Annotated in this window: 16 protein-coding genes; 13 read left to right on the top strand and 3 right to left on the bottom strand. The window is 58.0% G+C overall.

What is annotated here, in order from left to right:
* Window positions 1-134: 134 nt before the first annotated feature.
* From MKI86_RS16520 to MKI86_RS16495, 6 genes are all read left to right on the top strand, one after another.
* Window positions 135-2198, top strand: a complete 2064-nt coding sequence (locus MKI86_RS16520; RefSeq protein ID WP_241602674.1) for a hydantoinase/oxoprolinase family protein — start codon at window positions 135-137, stop codon at window positions 2196-2198.
* A 17-nt stretch (window positions 2199-2215) separates the two neighbouring features.
* Window positions 2216-3991: a hydantoinase B/oxoprolinase family protein gene (locus tag MKI86_RS16515; RefSeq protein WP_241602671.1), complete on the top strand. Its 1776-nt coding sequence runs from the start codon at window positions 2216-2218 to the stop codon at window positions 3989-3991.
* A 17-nt stretch (window positions 3992-4008) separates the two neighbouring features.
* Complete coding sequence (locus MKI86_RS16510) at window positions 4009-5571, top strand: sugar ABC transporter ATP-binding protein (protein WP_241602667.1); 1563 nt, start codon at window positions 4009-4011, stop codon at window positions 5569-5571.
* Window positions 5572-5584: 13 nt separating this feature from the next.
* The gene (locus MKI86_RS16505) at window positions 5585-6601 is read left to right on the top strand and encodes an ABC transporter permease subunit (protein WP_241602663.1); all 1017 of its coding nucleotides are present in this window, start codon (window positions 5585-5587) and stop codon (window positions 6599-6601) included.
* 73 nt (window positions 6602-6674) lie between these two features.
* The gene (locus MKI86_RS16500) at window positions 6675-7601 is read left to right on the top strand and encodes an ABC transporter substrate-binding protein (RefSeq protein ID WP_241602660.1); all 927 of its coding nucleotides are present in this window, start codon (window positions 6675-6677) and stop codon (window positions 7599-7601) included.
* Between the two features lie 70 nt (window positions 7602-7671).
* Window positions 7672-8430 (top strand): SDR family NAD(P)-dependent oxidoreductase, encoded by a 759-nt coding sequence (locus MKI86_RS16495; protein WP_241602657.1) that lies wholly within the window; start codon window positions 7672-7674, stop codon window positions 8428-8430.
* On the opposite strand, the gene MKI86_RS16490 is transcribed toward MKI86_RS16495, so the two are convergent.
* Entirely contained in the window at window positions 8431-9087 is a 657-nt protein-coding gene (locus tag MKI86_RS16490) for a GntR family transcriptional regulator (protein ID WP_241602655.1), read from the bottom strand.
* Between the two features lie 171 nt (window positions 9088-9258).
* Between MKI86_RS16490 and MKI86_RS16485 the strand changes: the two genes are divergently transcribed.
* The 6 genes from MKI86_RS16485 (at window position 9259) to MKI86_RS16460 (ending at window position 14128) form a co-directional block, all read left to right on the top strand.
* Window positions 9259-10053 (top strand): SDR family oxidoreductase, encoded by a 795-nt coding sequence (locus MKI86_RS16485; protein WP_241602651.1) that lies wholly within the window; start codon window positions 9259-9261, stop codon window positions 10051-10053.
* A gap of 26 nt (window positions 10054-10079) precedes the next feature.
* Window positions 10080-11021, top strand: coding sequence for a 3,5-dioxohexanoate:acetyl-CoA acetone transferase (gene kce / locus MKI86_RS16480; RefSeq protein ID WP_241602649.1), 942 nt, complete (start codon window positions 10080-10082; stop codon window positions 11019-11021).
* Window positions 11022-11380: 359 nt separating this feature from the next.
* A complete protein-coding gene (gene tnpA, locus MKI86_RS23955; RefSeq protein WP_442475974.1) occupies window positions 11381-11785 on the top strand; it encodes an IS66-like element accessory protein TnpA in 405 nt (134 codons plus the stop codon).
* A complete protein-coding gene (gene tnpB, locus MKI86_RS16470; RefSeq protein WP_010009780.1) occupies window positions 11782-12132 on the top strand; it encodes an IS66 family insertion sequence element accessory protein TnpB in 351 nt (116 codons plus the stop codon). The genes tnpA and tnpB overlap by 4 nt, the downstream gene beginning before the upstream one ends.
* Before the next feature lie 59 nt (window positions 12133-12191).
* Window positions 12192-13829: an IS66 family transposase gene (gene tnpC / locus MKI86_RS16465; protein WP_241602645.1), complete on the top strand. Its 1638-nt coding sequence runs from the start codon at window positions 12192-12194 to the stop codon at window positions 13827-13829.
* Window positions 13829-14128 (top strand): hypothetical protein, encoded by a 300-nt coding sequence (locus tag MKI86_RS16460; RefSeq protein WP_241602642.1) that lies wholly within the window; start codon window positions 13829-13831, stop codon window positions 14126-14128. The genes tnpC and MKI86_RS16460 overlap by 1 nt, the downstream gene beginning before the upstream one ends.
* Before the next feature lie 270 nt (window positions 14129-14398).
* Here MKI86_RS16460 and MKI86_RS16455 read toward each other — a convergent pair whose 3' ends face one another.
* Complete coding sequence (locus tag MKI86_RS16455; protein ID WP_241602640.1) at window positions 14399-16441, bottom strand: autotransporter domain-containing protein; 2043 nt, start codon at window positions 16439-16441, stop codon at window positions 14399-14401.
* Window positions 16442-16660: 219 nt separating this feature from the next.
* Window positions 16661-18712 carry a sensor histidine kinase gene (locus tag MKI86_RS16450; RefSeq protein ID WP_241602638.1) on the bottom strand — a complete coding sequence of 684 codons (2052 nt, stop codon included), beginning with the start codon at window positions 18710-18712 and terminating at the stop codon, window positions 16661-16663.
* A gap of 88 nt (window positions 18713-18800) precedes the next feature.
* On the opposite strand from MKI86_RS16450, the gene MKI86_RS16445 reads away from it, so the two are divergent.
* Window positions 18801-19538 (top strand): response regulator transcription factor, encoded by a 738-nt coding sequence (locus MKI86_RS16445; protein WP_241602636.1) that lies wholly within the window; start codon window positions 18801-18803, stop codon window positions 19536-19538.
* The last annotated feature ends 63 nt before the right edge of the window (window positions 19539-19601 follow it).

Here is a 19601-nt window from a genome sequence, read left to right as displayed (position 1 = left end):
GCGGGCTCGTTGAGCGGAAGATTTGAAAACGGTCTTGACAGCGCCGCTCAACAGCGAGAACAATATGATCATTGATCAAAAGTCAATCAGAGCCCTTTTGGGCGGTACGCAAAAAAAGAGTGGGAACTGTGCCAATGGGCATTCGTATGTCGTGCGATACGGGCGGGACTTTTACGGACCTTGCTGTCGCAACTGAACATGAAATCAGAATATTCAAGAGCCTGACGACACCGCATGACCCGGTCGAGGGCATCCTCAATGCCATAACGCTAGCCGCCGAACATTTCGGACAAGAACAGACTGACCTGCTTGCGCGCGTCGACAGCTTTATGCATGCCACCACACGTTCGCTTAACGCTGTTTTGACAGGCAATGTAGCCAAGACAGTTTTCCTTACGACGAAGGGCCATCCGGATGTGCTCGTTATCCGTGAGGGGGGGCGGTCGGACCCATTCAATTACTCCGTTCCCTATCCCTCACCCTATGTCCCACGCGCGCAAACTTTCGAGATCGCCGAGCGCATCGGTTCTGATGGCTCAGTCATTGAGGCACTTGACGAGACATCGGTGCAAGACGCGCTTGCCAAGGCCAAAACAATTGGCGCCGAGGCAATCGGTGTTTGCCTTATGTGGTCCGTCTCAAATGGTGCGCATGAACAGCGCATCGGCCAACTGATCCAGGAGGTGCTCCCGGGTGTTCCCTACACGTTGTCACATGAGCTGAACCCAACATTGCGCGAATATCGCCGCGCTTCGGCTGCTTGCATGGATGCGTCACTGAAGCCCACGATGCAGACCTATCTTGGCAGTCTCAAATCCCGCCTGATCGGCGCGGGTTTCAAGGGGCGCCTTTTGATGGTGACCTCGCAGGGTGGTGTTATGGATGCCGACGCGGTCGTTCGCTCGCCCATACATGCTCTGAATTCCGGACCTGCCATGGCACCGGTCGCCGGCCGCTTCTATGCCCGGCGTGACGCGGAAAGCCAGATCGCCATTGTAGCAGATACGGGAGGCACGAGTTATGACGTCTCTATAGTTCGCAATGGCCGCATCCCGCGTACGAAGGAAACGTGGATTGGCCAGCCGTTCCAGGGACATTTGACAGGCTTCCCGTCCGTGGACGTAACGAGCGTTGGCGCTGGCGGTGGTTCAATCGCCTGGGTTGACGAGGGCGGGCTGCTGCATGTGGGGCCTCAGAGCGCAGGCTCGACGCCCGGTCCTGTGTGTTACGGCCGCGGTGGTCTATTGCCTACGGTTACCGACTGTGCGGTCATCCTTGGTTACCTTGATCCCAGGTTCTTTCTTGGCGGCAAGATTGTGCTCGACGTGGAAAACGCTCGCAAAGCATTGGAGCTTAATGTCGCGAGCAAGCTCAACGTCAGTGTCGAAGAGGCGGCACTGGCTGTGATGGCGCTGACCACCGAAAAGATGGTGGGCGCGATCGAAGAAATTTCGGTCAACCAGGGTGTGGATGCATCATCCGCAGCACTCATTGGCGGAGGCGGTGCTGGCGGGTTGAACGCCGTCGCAGTCGGTCAGCGTCTGGGCTGCCGCTCGGTTCTGGTGCCGGAGACGGGCGCGACGCTGAGTGCGGTAGGAGCACTAATGTCTGACCTCTATGGTGAGTTCACGATGGTCCGCTACATGTCGAGCGCAGCCTTCGAGCCTGTTTCAGCCGCAAAGGTGATAGCCGAACTCAAGGAGCGGTGTAAGGCCTTCATTGATACTTATGGCCAGGGCGCCGTATCGACGTCCATAGAGATCGCCGTTGAAGCTCGATATCCCAAACAGGTCTGGGAAATCGAGATCGCCGTGCCGGATGAAGACTTTTCGAAGTCCGAAGCGCTCGACCAGCTTGTGAAGGCCTTCCATGCCGAACATCGCACGCTTTTCCAGATCTCCGACGACCAGTCGGGCATCGAGATCATCGCTTGGCGCGCCTATGTGCGCTGCAAGCTGCAGAATGAGAGCGAACACCAGCCGATTGTCGTTGAGGTGGCCGAGCATGATCTGCGCCGGCCGATCTATCTCGCAGGTAAGGGCTGGACTGAAGTAAACGTCAGGCGTTTCGATGAGATGATGCCGGGCGAGGTGCTGGACGGTCCTGCGATTGTTGAATCGGCCGTGACGACAGTGGTGATCGATCCAGGTGCTACCGCGCAGCGTAGCGCGGGGGGCGGTCTGGTGGTGCAACTATGAAGCCGGAGAGTTTAGCAATGACCAGGACAGACAGCCAATCTGGCGTCCAGATGGCGATCCTCGCAAGCCGAATTGATGCGATCGCCCGAAAAATGGCCAACACGCTATTCCGTACAGCTCGTTCGGGAGTTCTTAACAGCGGTCACGATTTTTCCTGCGTGGTACTGACGGCGGACTGCCGCCTTATCGCGGGGGCGGTGAGCCTTCCCGCTCATGTCATGGCCGGTCCTGATGAGATTGCCCGATATGTTAGCGAGATGCATCCTGTGCTCAAACGCGGCGACGCTTTCCTGCACAACTCGCCCTATCACGGCAATTCACATGCCGCCGACCATTGTCTTGTCGTGCCCGTCATTGATGATGAGGGTGTCCATCGCTACACGGTTCTTGCGAAGGCGCATCAGGCCGACTGCGGCAATTCGAAGCCCACCACCTATATCGGTGACGCCGAAGACGTCTATCAAGAGGGCGCGCTCATCTTCCCGGCTGTGCAGATTCAGCGCAACTACAAGGACGTTGGCGACGTCATTCGAATGTGCCAGGCGCGCATTCGCGTGCCAGATATTTGGTGGGGCGATTACCTCGCCTCGCTCGGGGCAGCGCGTATCGGTGAGCACGAACTTCTTAATCTTGGCAAGGAAGTGGGTTGGGAAAAGCTCGCCCAACATGTCGAGAACTGGTTTGACTATTCCGAGAGGCGCATTACAGCCGCTATCGGCCGCCTGAACAGCGGCACCGCGATCGTTTCCTCTAAGCATGATCCTTTTCCCGGCGCACCGGACGGGATACCCGTCGACGTAAAGGTCACCGTGGATGCTGTCGCTGGGCGGATCGAAGTCGATCTTCGCGACAATCCAGATTGCCTTCCCTGTGGTCTCAACCTTACGGAAGGCACTTCGCGCAGTGCCGCGCTGGTCGGCGTTTTCAATGCGCTCGGCGATCATACGATCCCGGCCAATGCCGGTGCGTTTCGACGCTTGAAGGTTCACTTGCGGGAAAACTGCGTGGTTGGCATCCCGCGGCATCCGTTCAGCTGCTCGGTGGCAACGACCAATCTAGCGGATCGCGTTGCGAGCCCCGTCCAGGTGGCGATCGCGCAGATATCACCGGGTTTCGGCATGGCCGAGGGCGGACCTATATTTCCGCCAGCAGGTGGTGTTATCTCTGGGCGGGATCCGCGCCGCGATGATACCGCTTATGTCAATCAGGTGCATCTCGGTATCACGGGTGGTCCTGCAACGCCGCGCCAAGATGGCTGGCTGACACTGATCCACGTCGGCAATGCCGGCCTTTGCCGCCACGATTGCGTCGAGGTGGACGAGCTTAGCTATCCCATCACGGTTTGGGAACGCCGCATCCTCACCGACACGGCAGGCGCCGGGAAATTTCGCGGTGCTCCCTCGATCCGTGTAGAATTCGGACCGGCGGAAGGCGCTAGCCTCAAGGTCTTTTATAATGCTGATGGCATGATCAACGTTGCGCAGGGGGCGGTGGGCGGTCTTTCTGGCGCGCCGACAGGCGCCTTGAAACGGCTGTGCGATGGTAGCATCGAGCCGCAGCCGGCCTGTACTGGGGTCTCTTTGTCCGAAAACGAACGCATCATATCGATCTCTTCGGGCGGCGGCGGCTACGGCAACCCGGCCGAGCGCGACGAGGACCTCGTAATGAGCGATGTCCGTGAAGGCTACTTCTCCCCTGAGAAGGCAAAAGAACTCTTCGGTGTCATTTTTTGTGTTGACGGAGAAATAGATCGTAAAGCGACAAACGATGCGCGCCGCGCGCTCCTCGCGTGAAAAAAGGAGAGATGGCCATGAGCAGCCGGGCAACAGCGGCGAGCGAAGCGCCGATCCTCCTCGAGATGCGCAATATCAGCAAATCCTTCGGTGCGCACAAGGCGTTGCATGGTGTGCGCATCGCCGTCCGCGCAGGCGAAGTTCACGCCCTTATGGGAGAGAACGGCGCAGGCAAATCCACGCTGACCAGTATCTTATGCGGCATTATTCCTCCCGACCCGGGTGGTGAAATCGTCATCAGTGGTGCTGCCAAAGCGATCCGCAATCCGATCGACGCACGGCGCCTGGGCATTGCTATCATACATCAGGAGCTGGCCCTCGCTGACAATCTTACCGTCATGGAAAACATGACACTTGGAGATGAAACAGCCTATTTCGGATTTCGAGCGCGCGCCAAGATGCGCGCGCGCTGCGAACCCGTCCTTCAGCGCCTCGGTCTCGCATGGGCTCGAGACCGCAAGGTAGGCACTCTTTCAATAGCCGAACAGCAGATGGTGGAGATAGCCCGGGCCCTCATGGCTGATGCGCGTGTCATTGTCATGGATGAACCAACGACCTCGCTTTCGCTGCGCGAAACCGATCGGCTTTTCGGTATTGTCCGCGAGCTACGGGCAGAGGGGCGCGCTATCATCTACATCAGCCATCGCATGAACGAAATCTACGAACTTGCCGACCGCGTTTCCGTTCTAAGAGACGGTACATTTATAGGTGAACTCGACCGTAGAGAGCTCGGCGCAGAAAAGCTCATTTCTATGATGGTCGGCCGCGATCTTTCCACCTTCTACACGAAAGGAGGGAGCGGTCGCATGGTCGGGTATGACGCACCGATCGTTCTTTCCGTCGACGGCGTCGGCGATGGGAAGGGGCTCGGTCCCTGCAGTCTCGAACTCCGCGCAGGGGAAATTGTGGGCCTTGCCGGGCTTGTCGGCGCGGGTCGAACGGAACTTGCTCGCCTCATTTTCGGCGCCGAGCGTCCGAAAAGCGGAACAATCACGCTAAACGGAAAGCCGCTGCAGCTAAACGCACCAGTTGACGCCATTGATGCCGGCATCGCCTATCTGACGGAAGACCGGAAGGGGTTAGGGTTGCTGCTGGACATGTCGGTACACAGCAACATCAATCTCAACGTCCTTGCAGACGACGCTTGGGGAACCGCTGTCTTGAACGCTTCAGCAGGGGCGAAACGGAGCGCCGAGGCGATCGCCGCGATGAACATCCGTGTTCGTGGCGCAGATACGATCGTTGGCACACTCTCGGGGGGCAATCAGCAGAAGGTCCTGCTAGCACGCTTACTTCAGCGCAAGCCGAAGGTCATCCTACTCGATGAGCCGACGCGTGGCGTCGATGTCGGCGCGAAGTCGGAAATCTACAAGATCATCAACAATCTCGCGGCCGAGGGGGCCGCGGTGCTCGTGATCTCGAGCGAACTGCCAGAACTTATCGGGCTTTCGGATCGCGTCCTTGTGATGCGTGAGGGGCGGATCGCCGGTGAAGTGGACGGCAGCTCCGGCGTGGCGATATCGCAAGAAGCGATCATCGGCATTGCCACGGGGTCGGACGCCATCACTGCAAGAGCCTAGAAGGGCCGGAATTATGCAAAGCCAAACCCATTCTCTTTCGCCACCCGCTAATGAGCGGCAACGTGTCAGTTCCTTCGTGCGCGCCGTGGGAATGTTGCCGATCCTGATCATTCTCGCCATCGCCTTTCAGTTGATGAGCGGCTATTTGCTGACGGGCAATTTTGCCACGGCATGGGGAGCGGGGCGTGTCCTTTCCGTTCAGAACATGGCCATCGTGGCCCAGCAGGCTTCGATTAACATCGTCCTGGCCGCGGGCATGACATTCGTGATTATTACCGGCGGCATTGATTTATCAGTCGGGTCTGTTCTGGCCGCTGCCGCAATGGTGGGCGTACTGACATCGATCGATCCGGGTTTCGGTGCGCTCGGGACGGTCACTTTGGCGCTTGGTGTTGGGCTTGTGCTCGGCCTTGCCAACGGCGCGCTGATTTCTGTGTTCAATCTTCAGCCGTTTATCGTCACCCTTGGAGCACTCACGGCCGTGCGTGGCCTCGCGCGCCTGCTCGGTAACGACCAGACGGTTTTCAACCGCGAACTTCCCTTTGCTGTGATTGGCAATGGGACCGTCATGGGTATTCCGTGGATGGTGCTAATCGCACTTGCCGTCGTTGTGTTATCATGGCTGGTGCTGCGTTTCACCGTGCTCGGCGTGAGGATCTACGCCGTTGGCGGAAATCCTAAAGCGGCGCGCATGAGCGGCATCCGCGTCTGGCAGGTCATCCTGTTCACTTATGGGATCTCTGGACTACTCGCCGGTCTCGGCGGTGTGATGTCAGCCTCGCGCCTATATGCGGCAAACGGCCTGCAGCTCGGTCAATCCTATGAACTCGACGCCATCGCCGCAGTCATTCTTGGCGGCACGCGCTTCGTTGGCGGCGTAGGTTCGATTTGGGGCACGCTCGTCGGTGCGCTCATCATCGCCGTGCTCACGAACGGTCTCGTGCTCCTCGGTGTCAGCGACGTCTGGCAGTACATCATCAAGGGTTTTGTCATCATCGGCGCCGTCATTCTTGACAAGCTGCGCCAGTAACCTTTCCGCCCCCAGAGGGCCGGAAATCCTGCTCTGCAGGGATCATCTGCTGCAAACAAAAAGGGGAATTCATATGCAGTTTCGTATCATTCCGGCTCTGGCGTTTCTTGCCATGAGCAGCATGCCGCTCCAGGCAAAAGACCTGAACGGTATCGGCGTCTCTGTTGGATCGCTCGGCAATCCATACTACGTCGCACTTTCCAAGGGCGCCGAAGACGCGGCCAAGGAGATCAATCCGAACGTACGCACAACGACGCTCGGTTTCGAGCTCGACCTCAATAAACAGTTCGAGCAGATCGACAATTTCATCGCCGCCGGCGTCGATCTGATCGTGATAACACCCGGTGACCCGGTTGCCATCGAGCCCGCTGTCGCTCGGGCGCAGGCTGCCGGAATCAAGGTCCTCGCAGTCGATACCGGCGTTGCCAATGCCGATATCATCGTCACGACAGACAACGTGAAGGCTGGCGCGATTGCTTGCCAGTTCATCGTCGATCAGCTCCAGGGTAAAGGTGACGTTGTCATCCAGAACGGCCCGCAGAACTCGGCCGTCATCGATCGTGTAAAGGGGTGCAAGGAGGTGTTTTCGGCCAACAGCGGCATCAACGTGCTTGCTGATAACCAAGACGGCAAGAGCTCGCGCGAAGGCGGTATGGCCGTCATGCTGAGCGACCTAACACGCTTCCCGAATATTGACGGCGTCTTCGCCTGCTGCGACCCGCAAGCACTGGGCAGCGATCTAGCGGCCAAGCAGCTGGGCCGTGGCGGCATCATCATCACGTCCGTCGACGGTGCACCAGACATCGTTGAGGCGCTGAAGTCCGACACGCTTGTCCAGGCATCAGCAAGCCAAGACCCTTACGGCATGGCGCAGCTTGCCGTGAAGCTGGGCTATGACCTCATCAATGGCAAGGTCCCGGAAAGCAAACTGACACTTGTCGAGCCCAAGCTGGTAACACGCGAAAACGTCAACGACTATGCCGGCTGGACGGGTCGGTAATCCGGCGTTGTAAAGTCAACAAATGAGCCGGGGGACTTACCTCCCGGCTTGTTCAACCATGGAGGCTTGAATGTTCGATCTATCCAACAAGGTGGCGCTTGTCACGGGCGGCAATGGCGGAATTGGGCTTGCCATGGCGAAGGCGTTGCATAGTGCAGGGGCGACTGTTGCAATCGTCGGGCGTGACTTGCGGAAGAATGACGAAGCGTCCTTACTGCTTTCATCCGTAAATGGTGATCCGGGGCTAGCACTCGTCGCGGACACAACGGACGAGCGGCAAGTCGCTGCCATGGTTGAGCAGGTGGTGTCGCACTACGGTAGGCTCGACATCGTGATTAACAATGTCGGGACCAACGATCGCAAGCTGCCACAGGAATACTCGCTGGCTGAGTGGAACGCGCTGATTTCCATTAATCTCACCACGGCCTTTCTCGTTTCGCAGCAGGTGTTCCCACAACTGGCCCGCAATGGCGGGAAGATCTTGAACGTGGGCTCAATGCTATCGCTATTTGGATCGGCAATGTCCGCGCCTTATGCAGCGGCGAAGGGCGGTGTTGTTCAACTGACGAAATCGCTGGCGCAAGCATGGGCGAAGGACGGAATTCAGGTGAACGCAATTTTGCCCGGCTGGATCGACACAGATCTGACGGCTGGCGCGAAAGTCCAGATTCCCGAACTGCATGGCCGGGTTCTCGCCAGAACGCCGGCCGGCCGGTGGGGGAAGCCGGATGATCTTGCCGGCGCAGCACTCTTTCTGTGCTCGCCGGCTGCGGATTTCATCACCGGCGTCGTGCTGCCAGTGGATGGCGGCTACTCGTCGAATGGCTGATCAGAGAAGCGCCAAAAGGCTATCCATTCCGTCTTCTATATCGTTCTGGATAGCCTTTGCGGCGGCGTCCGCATCGCCCAGCTTAAAGGCTTCAAACGCCGCCTGGTGCATCATATTCGAGTAGCGGTACTGGTTCTCCTTGCGCAACAGATGGAATGACGGACCAACCCGCAGCCACAACATCTCTATAGCGCTGAGCGCCGTCTCGGAGTTGGCGTGGCGGTAAATCGTGAAGTGGAAGCGATGGTTGCTTCGCACGAAACGAGCGCGGTCCATGTCGGCTGCGGCCTTTTCCAGCTCTGAGAGCGCCTCTGCCAGATCGGTAATAAAGGCGTCGTCTATACGCTCTGCTGCCCAACGGGCGGCCGCTGGTTCAAGCAGAAGGCGTACGCGACGCATGTCGCGAATTCGGTCGGCATCGAGGTTTGGCACGCCAATTGTGCGGCCGGAAACAACAGTGAGTGCATTGGCTGCAGTCAGACGCTTTAAAGCCTCTCGGATGGGCATGGCGCTAACACCGAAAGACTCGGCTAGTCCGTTAATGGTGACCATCTGGCCGGGCGCAATGCTGCCGTCCAGGAGAAGGTCGCAGAGCCGCTTGTAGACATGCTCGTGCATTGTGGCGTGGGCGATTGGCGTGATCGGCAATGGACTCATGAACTACCCCTGCCACCCTGAGTGGCTCACTTCGTGGAAAGATCTACGTCATAGCTCAAAAACTTTCAGACTTGAAGATAGATTGATTTTTGATCTATGATCAAATCATACAAGTGTATTGGAGGAGTATGCCATGAGAAAAGTCGTCAACGTGACGTGGGAGAGTTGCTAATGAAAAAAGCAGCTTCGTCCCTAGCGTCTGGGCTCGCTGGGCAGCGCGTCTTGATCACCGCGGGAGCTGGTGGCATTGGCCTTGCCATCGCACGCGAGCTCGCTGGGCATGGGTGTCGCCTTGCCGTGTGTGATGTATCGGAAACGGCGCTCGATGCCTTTCGAAGGGCGATACCAAACGCCGTGGCGATGAAGGCAGACGTGTCGGAAGAACGCGATGTTATGCGGCTATTCTCTCAAGTCAGCGATGAGTTTGGCGGCCTGGATGCACTGGTCAACAATGCCGGTATTGCAGGTCCGACCGGCGGCGTGGAGGAGATCAATCCAGATGAGTGGCGGCGAACCCTTGATATCTGCCTGACCGGCCAGTTCCTTTGCACACGTGCAGCAGTGCCGTTGTTTAAGGCGGGCAATGGTGGAGCCATCGTCAATATGTCGTCATCTGCCGGACGGCACGGTTATGCTTATCGCACGCCTTATTCCGCGGCAAAGTTTGGCGTGGTCGGATTCACGCTCAGCCTCGCGAAGGAACTCGGTCCGTTCAATATTCGTGTCAACGCGCTTCTGCCTGGTATTGTTGCCGGTCCGCGGATGGAAAACGTCATTTCGTCTCGTGCGGAACAAGTCGGCGTCACAGCGGACGAGATGCGTGCTCGCTATCTCAGCAACATTTCCCTGCGCCGGATGGTCGATCCCGAGGATGTTGCGACGACGACAGCATTTCTACTGTCGAAGGCCGGGCGTAACATCTCCGGCCAGCTCATCGGTGTGGACGGGAACGTCGAAACTCTCTGATAAATCAATTTAATACGGATTGAACAATGTCCAAGGGCCGTCCTGTCATTATCACCTGCGCCTTGACCGGTGCCATCCACACCCCGAGTATGTCGCCACATTTGCCGGTGACGCCGGAGGCGATCATCGCTGAAGCGCTCGCCGCTGCTGACGCAGGCGCCGCGATCCTGCACATCCATGCTCGCAAATGTGAGGACGGACGGCCGGACCAAAGCCCCGAAGGTTTTGCGAGGATTCTGCCGTCCGTTGCAGCCGGCACGGATGCCGTAGTCAACCTCACGACCGGCGGAAGCCCGTTCATGAAGGTGGAAGAGCGTGTTCGTCCCGCCGTATCATTTGCTCCGGAACTCGCCTCGCTCAACATGGGCTCGATTAATTTCGGACTCTATCCACTGCTCAACAAATACAAGACGTTCCAGCACAAATGGGAGCCGGCGCATCTGGAGAGCACGCGTGACCTCGTGTTCCGCAATAGCTTCGCCGATATCGAATATGTCCTCAAGGCCTGCTACGAACACGGTACTCGATTTGAGTTCGAATGCTATGACATTGCCCATCTCTACAATCTCGCGCATTTTGCCGATCGGCGCCTTTTGAAGCCGCCCTTCTTCATTCAGTCCGTCTTCGGGCTGCTGGGCGGCATTGGTACCCACCCGGAAGATGTGTCCCACATGAAGCGCACGGCTGACCGCCTCTTCGGCAGCGACTTCGAATGGTCGGTTCTTGGTGCGGGCGCCAGCCAGTTCCGCGTTGCGGCCCAGTCAATCGCGATGGGCGGACACGCGCGCGTGGGTCTTGAAGATAGCCTATGGATCGAGAAGGGGGTGCTCGCCAAGTCGAATGCCGAACAGGTACGTAAGGTGGTGCAGCTCATCGAGGGTCTAGGCCTGAGCGTTGCCACGCCGGACCAAGCCCGCCAAATCCTAGATCTAAAGGGTCGCGACGCCGTCAGCTTCCAAGGAGCGTGACGCCTCTCATCGCGTCAGGCCAAAGCTTTGGGGCATGCCCAGAAGCGATCTTCCCATCCTATACCAATCGAGGAGATCGCCACTGGGCGTCAGGCAGTCTACACAGCAAACTGCTACGCTTTCCGTTTAGAGAAGATTGCAGGCGGCCTCTTCTACAAAAACTGCGTATGCGATCTTGACGCAGCGTGGGGATCGTCCAGGCGCGAGTGTGTTCCATGTGTATCGAAAAACGTGGGGAGTGGAAATTTGCTGGCCATCCTTATGTTGGCGAGCATCAAGACCAGGTGAACTGGTTAAACGTATGCCTGCGGCGAAGGCCGTCTGTCTTGACTTGGTGATTAGCTCTAAGTCCATGGCTTATGTCATGCACTACAGTGATTTCCCCCATTGAGCTTATGTCTGTCGACGATGTTGGTCGCCGGCGGGATTGGTCGGACGAAGAGAAGGTTCGGATCGTCGAGGAGAGCCTGCAAGGCTTTCGGCAGGGCTCGGTAACGGCGCGGCGCTATGGATTGTCGCGGTCACTGTTGACCCGTTGGCGTCGGGAATACCGAAGCGGGCTTCTGCATGTTTCCGCGTCAACGGGCTTCGTGCCGCTTTCGATTTCGCCACCGCCGGCGGCATCTTTCGAGATGGACCGGCGGCGGCTTGAAGACGACAGGATGATCGAGATCGGCCTGCCGAACGGCCGTCGCCTGACGATCCCGGCTTCGCTTGATCCAACTATCCTTGCTCGGCTGTTGCCGGTTCTGGACGCGTCATGATCGCCTTTCCGCCCGGGGTGAAGGTGTGGATTGCGGGCGGTGTGACGGACATGCGTTGTGGCATGAACAGCTTGGCGCTGAAGGTGCAACAGGGGCTTGGCCGCGATCCCCACGGCGGCGAGGTCTTCTGCTTTCGAGGTCGCAAAGGTGACCTGATCAAGGTCCTGTGGCATGACGGCGTCGGCATGTCGCTCTACCTGAAGCGCCTGGAGGCAGGCAAGTTCATCTGGCCGGTTAGCCAGAATGGCTCCGCCGTGCCGGTGTCGGCGGCTCAACTCGGCTATCTTCTGGAAGGGATCGACTGGCGTAATCCACGCTGGACGCAGCGACCTGCAACGGCAGGCTGATCGCGAACATTCCCCTGTTTTTGTTGGGCTTTTGACAAGCGGCATGGTAGCTTTCGGCCATGGACGACGCTGCTTCGGAGATAGCCAGGTTACGCGCCGCGCTTGCGGCATCGGAGGCGCGTGCCGCCTCCGCCGAGGCTGATCTCGCTCAGGTGCGAGCCGTCGTGACGACGTCCGAGGCAATGATCCGGCACCTCAAGCTCGAGATCGCCAAGTTACGTCGCGAGCAATATGGTCAGAGTTCGGAACGACGCGCCCGGCTGATCGACCAGATGGAATTGCAGCTCGAAGAACTTGAGGCCGACGCCACCGAGGACGAGATCGCCGCGGAACGCGTGGCGGCTGAGGTTGTGCAGGTTCCAGCCTTTGAACGCCGCCGCCCGGTCCGCAAGCCGTTTCCCGAGCACCTGCCGCGCGAACGGCTGATCATTGAAGCGCCTTCGACCTGCACCTGCTGCGGCTCTGCCCGGATCGTTAAGATGGGCGAGGATATCACCGAGACGCTGGAGGTGATCCCGCGCCAGTGGAAGATGATCCAGACGGTGCGCGAGAAGTTCACCTGCCGGGACTGCGAGAAGATCAGCCAGCCACCGGCACCTTTCCATGCGACACCACGCGGATGGGCGGGACCGAACTTGCTCGCGACTATCCTGTTCGAGAAGTTCGGCCAGCATCAACCATTGAACCGCCAAGCTGAGCGCTACGCCAGGGAGGGCGTCGATCTCAGCCTCTCTACGCTGGCCGACCAGGTTGGAGCCTGCGCAACGGCGCTGCAGCCCATTCATGATCTGATCCGCGCCCATGTGCTGGCCGCCGGGCGGCTTCATGGCGACGACACTACCGTGCCGCTGCTGGCCAGGGGCGCAACGAAGCAGGCAAGGTTATGGACCTACGTTCGCGATGATCGTCCCTTCGCGGGTGGTGCGCCTCCTGCGGCACTCTTCTACTTCTCGCCGGATCGGGAGAAGACCCATCCCAACACGCATCTTGCCGGATGGCACGGCATCCTGCAGGCGGATGCCTATGGCGGCTACAACGATCTTTATCGCGCCGACCGCCGCCCCGCGGCGGTGATCAGCGCCCTCTGCTGGAGCCACGCGCGACGGAAGTTCTTCGAGCTGGCTGACATCGCCGGCAACGTGCGCAAAGGCAAACCTGCCCATGAGATATCGCCTGTCGCGCTTGAAGCAGTGGCCCGCATCGACGCGTTCTTCGAGATCGAGCGTGGCATAAACGGTAAATCCGCAGAGGAACGATTAGCTGCCCGACAACAGCACACTCGTCCGCTTGTCGAGGACCTGCACGACTGGCTCATGGCCCAGCGTTCCCAGATGTCGAAGCACAATCCCGTCGCCAAGGCGATCAACTACATGTTCGAGAAGGACGGGCGCTGGGAAGCCTTCACCCGGTTCCTCAACGATGGCAGGCTCTGCATGTCGAACAATGCGGCAGAGCGAGCCCTGCGCGGGATCGCTCTGGGAAGAAAGGCATGGCTATTCGCTGGCTCCCAGCGCGGCGGCGAGCGTGCTGCCTTCATGTATTCCCTGATCGTCACGGCTAAGATGAACGATATCGATCCGCAGGCCTGGTTGGCGGATATCCTCGCCCGCATGCCCAACATTCCCGTATCACGACTGCCGGAACTGCTGCCTTGGAACTGGTTCGCCGCTGGCAGCGGCCGACAGATGGCCGCCTGATGAGCCGCCCGACGCATGTCTACACGATCGGCTACGTCGCTGTGCTGATCGGCGAAAACCTCGAACTCATCCAGGAAATCGCCAGCAACTCCGACAATATCGACTATGGCGAGATGATCCATGCCCATGACGGCAGCAAAGAGGGCATCACGACATTCACCGACCGGGGCGTCGAGAGCCTGAAAGAGTTCCTCGCCGACATCCGCACCTGGGAGGGAGGCGTTCGCCAGTTCCTTGCCGACGAGCAATGCGACCAGGAAAAGATCGAGCGCATCATGGCAGACCAGCCAAAATCATAAGCGGTGCGGTCTAAGCCGGATGGATACGGTTAAACTAACTCTCTGTGGGTTATGTCGCTTTGATTTTATGAGAAATAAAGTGGGGTGTCCTTAGTGCTAACCCGGAATGAGCGCATCAGTTAGAGCGTCCACCTTACATTTTCTGCTTGTCTGGCGAACTTGACCTGCAAGTTTCCCTTAAGACCTCAGTCGCGCGACAATAGGTCCCGAGAGAAGGTACGCGTACTCAGCCCCGGCATGTTTGCCGGGGCTGAGTAGTTTCGAAAATTGTTAGAATTTCACTGTAAAATTGGTACGAACCCATACCTCCGGATCTGCGCCTTTCGTGGTTCCGTTCACTATAAGGGAAGCCGTGCCGCTGCCGACGTCGAATTCAGCACCGATACCGCCGCGAACCCAGAAGTTCCTTGTATCGGCCCCGTCGAGATCGAAATTGATGCCGGCGACAGTGGCCTGCGTTCCTGCAGCACGATTGCCGAACTGATAGTCCGCTTCCACCTTCGCCAGAAGCCTGACCGTCTCGGTCATCGGGTGGACAAAGTCGGCACCAAGACGCGCGATGGTCGCGTGATCCTTCGCGGCGCCGTAGCTGACTGGGAAGGCGCCACCCTCTTCCGTATACGCATCGACGTTGGTTCGAGCATAGGAAAGAGCTGTGTACGGCGTAATTGCTGTATCATTGATCGTTACGGCATCAAGCCAATCGGCGCGGATCTTGGCACCCCACGTCGTCGCGTCCGTGTTGCCATCGGAAAAGTCTAGTGCTGCCCCGTTCATGTAGCCACGACGCGTGTCGATGCTGCTCCGCCCCCAATAGCCGCCCACTGTGACGAAGACATTGCTCCCGACGTCGACCGACACTTCAGGCGAGACGTAGAAGCCACGTTGTTTGATGTCGCCACCGGAGTCGAGATCCTGATTGGTGTAGACGCCACCGAGTGAAAGACGGGCCGTGGCGCCGCCGCCGATGCCGTAGCCTAGGCCGAACTCACCAAGCGCGAGACCGCCATCGGAATAGTCGGTGTTGTCGTAGCCGCCGTCCACAGTGCCCCAGGCCGATGCTTGGCCGGCGGACAGCAGGTTGCGCATGGGCGCACCCTGAGCGCCGAACATGACCGTATCGGCGTGCAGAATCCCGTTCTGGCCGACGACGGCGCCGACAGCTGCGACAGTCGGAAGGAACTTTTCCGTATCGATGATACCGACGTGTTCGCCTTCGACCCTGGCAATGTAAGTCTTGTAGTCGCTGGTGCTCCCGACAATGACATTGCCATCGTCGGAAACGAGCTCCGCGCTCGCGGTCTTGAGGTCTCCGACCGTTCCACCGTTTGCGGCGAGCCATTGCTCGACGGTCTGCATCCCCGTGGCTTCCGTGTAGCGGAAGCCACGGGCTACGTCGGACGCATCTCTCGATTCACCAACGACGACTGTTCCATCAGCATTGACATCGAAAGCTCTGGAAGCGACTCCGCCAAGGGTGCCGAGGTTTGTAAGCCCAGCGGCGCCCGCGGTGTACTTGAACGCACGATAGTAGCCGGTAGCATCCGCACCGTAGCCAACCACTACACCACCATCCCTGCTCATCGCGGTGGCGTTGAGGTCATTGCCGTTACCGCCTAGATTGCCCGCATCGACCATCCCGGCTGATGTCCAATGGAACAGTGATCTATTATGCCCTGTGATGCCGATCCCCGCGACGGCCGAACCATCTTTGCTAACAAGGTTAGCCTTGGAAGAATCGAAGATGGTATCAATGTCGACCGCACCGCCATTCGCTGTCCAAACAAATGCGTGCAAAGGGTTTCCCGTCGCGCGCTGCGATTCGCCGATCACGGTCGATCCGTCCGCGCTAATGCCGTAAGTATACGTGTGATCTCCTCCAAGACCGTCGATCAGGCGGGCGCCGTTTGCTTTGGTCCAGTAGAACGCTTCCATGTCGTTCATAATGTAAGCATAGCCAGTTGCGGCTGTGCCGTTTGCGCTGACCGCGACGGCGGAGGATGATGACGCGCCAGCCAGATCGATGTCTGTGAACACACCGTCGGTCCAGACAAATGCCGTATTGGCACTTCCGTTGTTGTACGAACCGACGACCGTTTTGCCGTTTTCGCTGAGAGCGTTCGCATACATCGAGTTGGACGATTGGATGTCTAACCGAGTTTGAGCGCCAGTCAGCGTGTTAGTCAGCACAATATACGAATTAAACGTGTGAGGGTCATGAATTCGCTCAAGCAGAACGAGCCCATCTCCGCTCAATCCCACGTAATTTGACGAGGCAGCATTGGCCTGCGACGCAGCTGCAAAGGCGAGCACGGCAATCGCCGAACTCGAAAGAAGGGAACGGCATTTTAAAGAGGAATGCATGTTTGAAAACACCCGCCTGGATCTTCAGTTCTTGTTCAGGCCAATGATTAGGCGGGTGGGTCATACCGGGATAGGACGCAATTGAAACGGATTGGAACGGGTTGGAACGGACAGCGTGCTGTCTATGCATCAGTGGGCGCGCAATCGCTGATGTTCATTAGGAAGTGGTTACGCGGGCAGGAAGATTCGGGCGATCGTGCCGCCGTCCAAGGCATTGGAAATCTCGAATCGGCCGTGATGGGCAGAAACGATTCGGGCGACCAAAGACAAGCCCGTTCCTGTACCCTCTAGATGGGATACATTCGACCCCCGACCTCCCAGCGTTATGACATCATGGAGTTCGTTCTTTGGGATTCCGATTCCAAAATCGCGGATTTCGATGACGGCGAAATCGTCATGAGATATCAGCGAAATAACCACTCGAGGCGTGTCGGCCGGTGAAAATTTGATACTGTTTTCAAGGAGATTGACGAGAGCGAGCGACAGCATTTCGCAATCAACCGAGACTGGGCGGATGCCGAGCACCTTGCTGTCGTCGCGGTCGATGATCGCTGTTGGAAAAAGGTCCTTTATGCGCTTCGCGGCGTGGTCGATCACTTCGCCTAACGGCGACCGTGCGAAGGCGGGATCAAAGGAGCTACCTTGGAAAACGCTGCGGGAAAGATTGATCTCGATCACTTCGACAAGGCGACGGATTGCGTGTTGCGCCCTGTCCAGCCGCTCACGATTGGCGGCGTCATCTGTTGGCAAGGTGAACCTCACGCTCTCCAGATTGGACCGAACGACCGCGAGCGGTGTTCGGTATTGGTGCGAGATAACCTCCATGAACCGAACCTGCATTTTCTGAGCTTCTAGTTCGGCTTGAAGTGCTGTTTCTGCCGTACGTTTCGCCTCTTCCAGTTGTGAAGTTCGCTCCGCAACGCGGCGGGTTGCGAGTGCTTCGGCGGCAGACGCTGCTTCTATTGCCTTCCGGTCTGCCGTCCTGCTCGTCTCCTCGGCCATGCGAAGACGAATAGCGAGCGAGCCCGTAATCAGGATAAAATAGATGATGCTCGTCGTTCCGTAGGATTTTGAGACCCAGTTCGGCAGCGGAAGCACGCCGTATCGCTGGCTGTTGGTCAAAAGCAGGCCTGCCCAAAGCAATGCGAAGGCAGCAAGTTTCAGCGCTGCCTCGGTGTGGCGAAGACGCCAGAAATCAATCATCGTCACGCCCAGCGCCGTTGTGGTGACGAAAAGGATCAAAGGACCCGAGATCGGTGTGAACCAGCGATTATGCCCTGTGAGGACCAGCGCTACCCCAACAAGCCCGGCGACCGCGCCAAGTCGATAGAAAAGCGCAAGCCTAGGATATCGCTGCTGCAGGTCGAGAATACTTGCTATGCACAGCGTGCCGGTCGTCAGACCAAGCCAGTTGGACGTCCCGATGAAGAGGTCGTTCCCCGTTCCTCCTGATGGAAAGAGCAATAGCCTCGAAAGTCCAAGTCCCCCAAAATATGCCAGGGTCGTAAAAAATATGTGGAGCGCGAGTAAGCCATACAGCGATCTGCGGTCGAGGCAGAAAAACACAAGCTGTACCGCAATCAGGATCAGCATCCCGCCCATCCAGAGCCCGACAACGAGATTTGAGTTGAGGATGCGCTTGCCATAGCCCTCCGGAGAATGAAGGGTCGCCGAGAGATTGAGGCTCGTATCGATATTGGCTGCGCGAATGTAGACCAGAAGCCTTCCACGCGCTGGCAAGTGCAGCCTGAGAACGTTGTCCAGGCCATTGAAGCTCGACGTCAGGAGAGGTGCATAGTCTCCCATCTCGAATTTTGTGAAATCCCTTGCCGTCAGCCCGGGCCTGTCGGTTGCCACGAACACATCGATGAAATTTGTCATATTCGGCAGCAGGGACAGAAGGACCGTCTGCTCCCGCTGGTCCAGCGCGTATGGGCTACGCTCAATCGCAAATCGTAGCCAACCAGACGCCTTTACAAATCCGAGATTGAGTCCGTGCCCATTGATAGGGTGAAACTTTTCCGACTGATGGTGAAACATCTCGTCGAAACTGATATCGTAAGCTTCGCGCGCGGTTGCATCGACATAGCCATCTAAGGGTAAATTGCCGCGGAAATTGCTGGGAACCTCAAGCGCTCTGATCGAAGCTGTCTTTGGATCGCCCGCGATCGACTGTGATGCTTGAAACACGTAAAGGCCAAGCGCGATAGCGGCGAACATGGCGAGTTTTACGGCGTGACGCCATATTTGATGAGCCCAGGGAGCGTAGGGAAGGTAATGCGCCCTTTTGTTGAGACCGATTGATAGCATGAGCATGACAAGTACATTGAGTAGCATGAGGGAAAGGCCAATCAGGGCCATATTCCTGGAGGATGATCAGGTTTTACGAAAAAGTCTGGCTGACTTCCTCAGCTTGAACTCGATCTCGGTGGTCGATGTTGCATCTGTGGCATCGTTTCGCAAGGCGATCGTGGATGGAGACTTTGACGTCGCGTTGATTGACCTCGGCTTGCCTGACGGAAGCGGCTTGGACGTAGCACGTGAACTGCGGGGCACCGGCATCGGGCTGATCATCATTACAGCCAGAAGCGGGCGCGCGGACCGCCTTCAAGGCTACCAGGATGGTGCGGACCTCTTCTTTATCAAGCCCGTGGATGGCGCGGAACTCGTTCTCGCCATCAGGAACCTTGCGCGCCGTCTTCGTCGGGCCGAGGTCGTTGCGAAAGGCGAGATGACATCAAACGCCATTTGGACATTCGATCGCGCTGGGCAACGCCTTATGGCCCCGACAGGTGTGTCAATCAAACTCTCGGGCAGGGAAGCGGCGTTCGTGGATCGGCTGGCTCAGGCGGGAGGGGAAACAGCGTCCCGAGAAGAGCTGGCGCTGGCGCTTGGCTACCGGGAGATCGACATTGAAAGTCGCCGTGTCGATGCCGTCCTGCGTCGGTTGAGACAAAAGGCGAGGGCTGTGGATACAGAGCTGCCGGTGCACGCTGTTCACGCTCTCGGCTTCCGATTTTCCGCCAAGCTTTCGACCATTAAGTAGGTCCGAACTTCCTGGTATCGTCCGGCCGTTGATTGATGCAATCTTCTGAAAGAATTTATGGCT

Origin of the sequence: Shinella sedimenti, assembly GCF_022601905.1 — a bacterium.
GTDB lineage: Bacteria > Pseudomonadota > Alphaproteobacteria > Rhizobiales > Rhizobiaceae > Shinella > Shinella sedimenti.
Note: the sequence above shows the minus strand (reverse complement) of the source record. Positions and strands in the feature narration are given on the sequence as shown.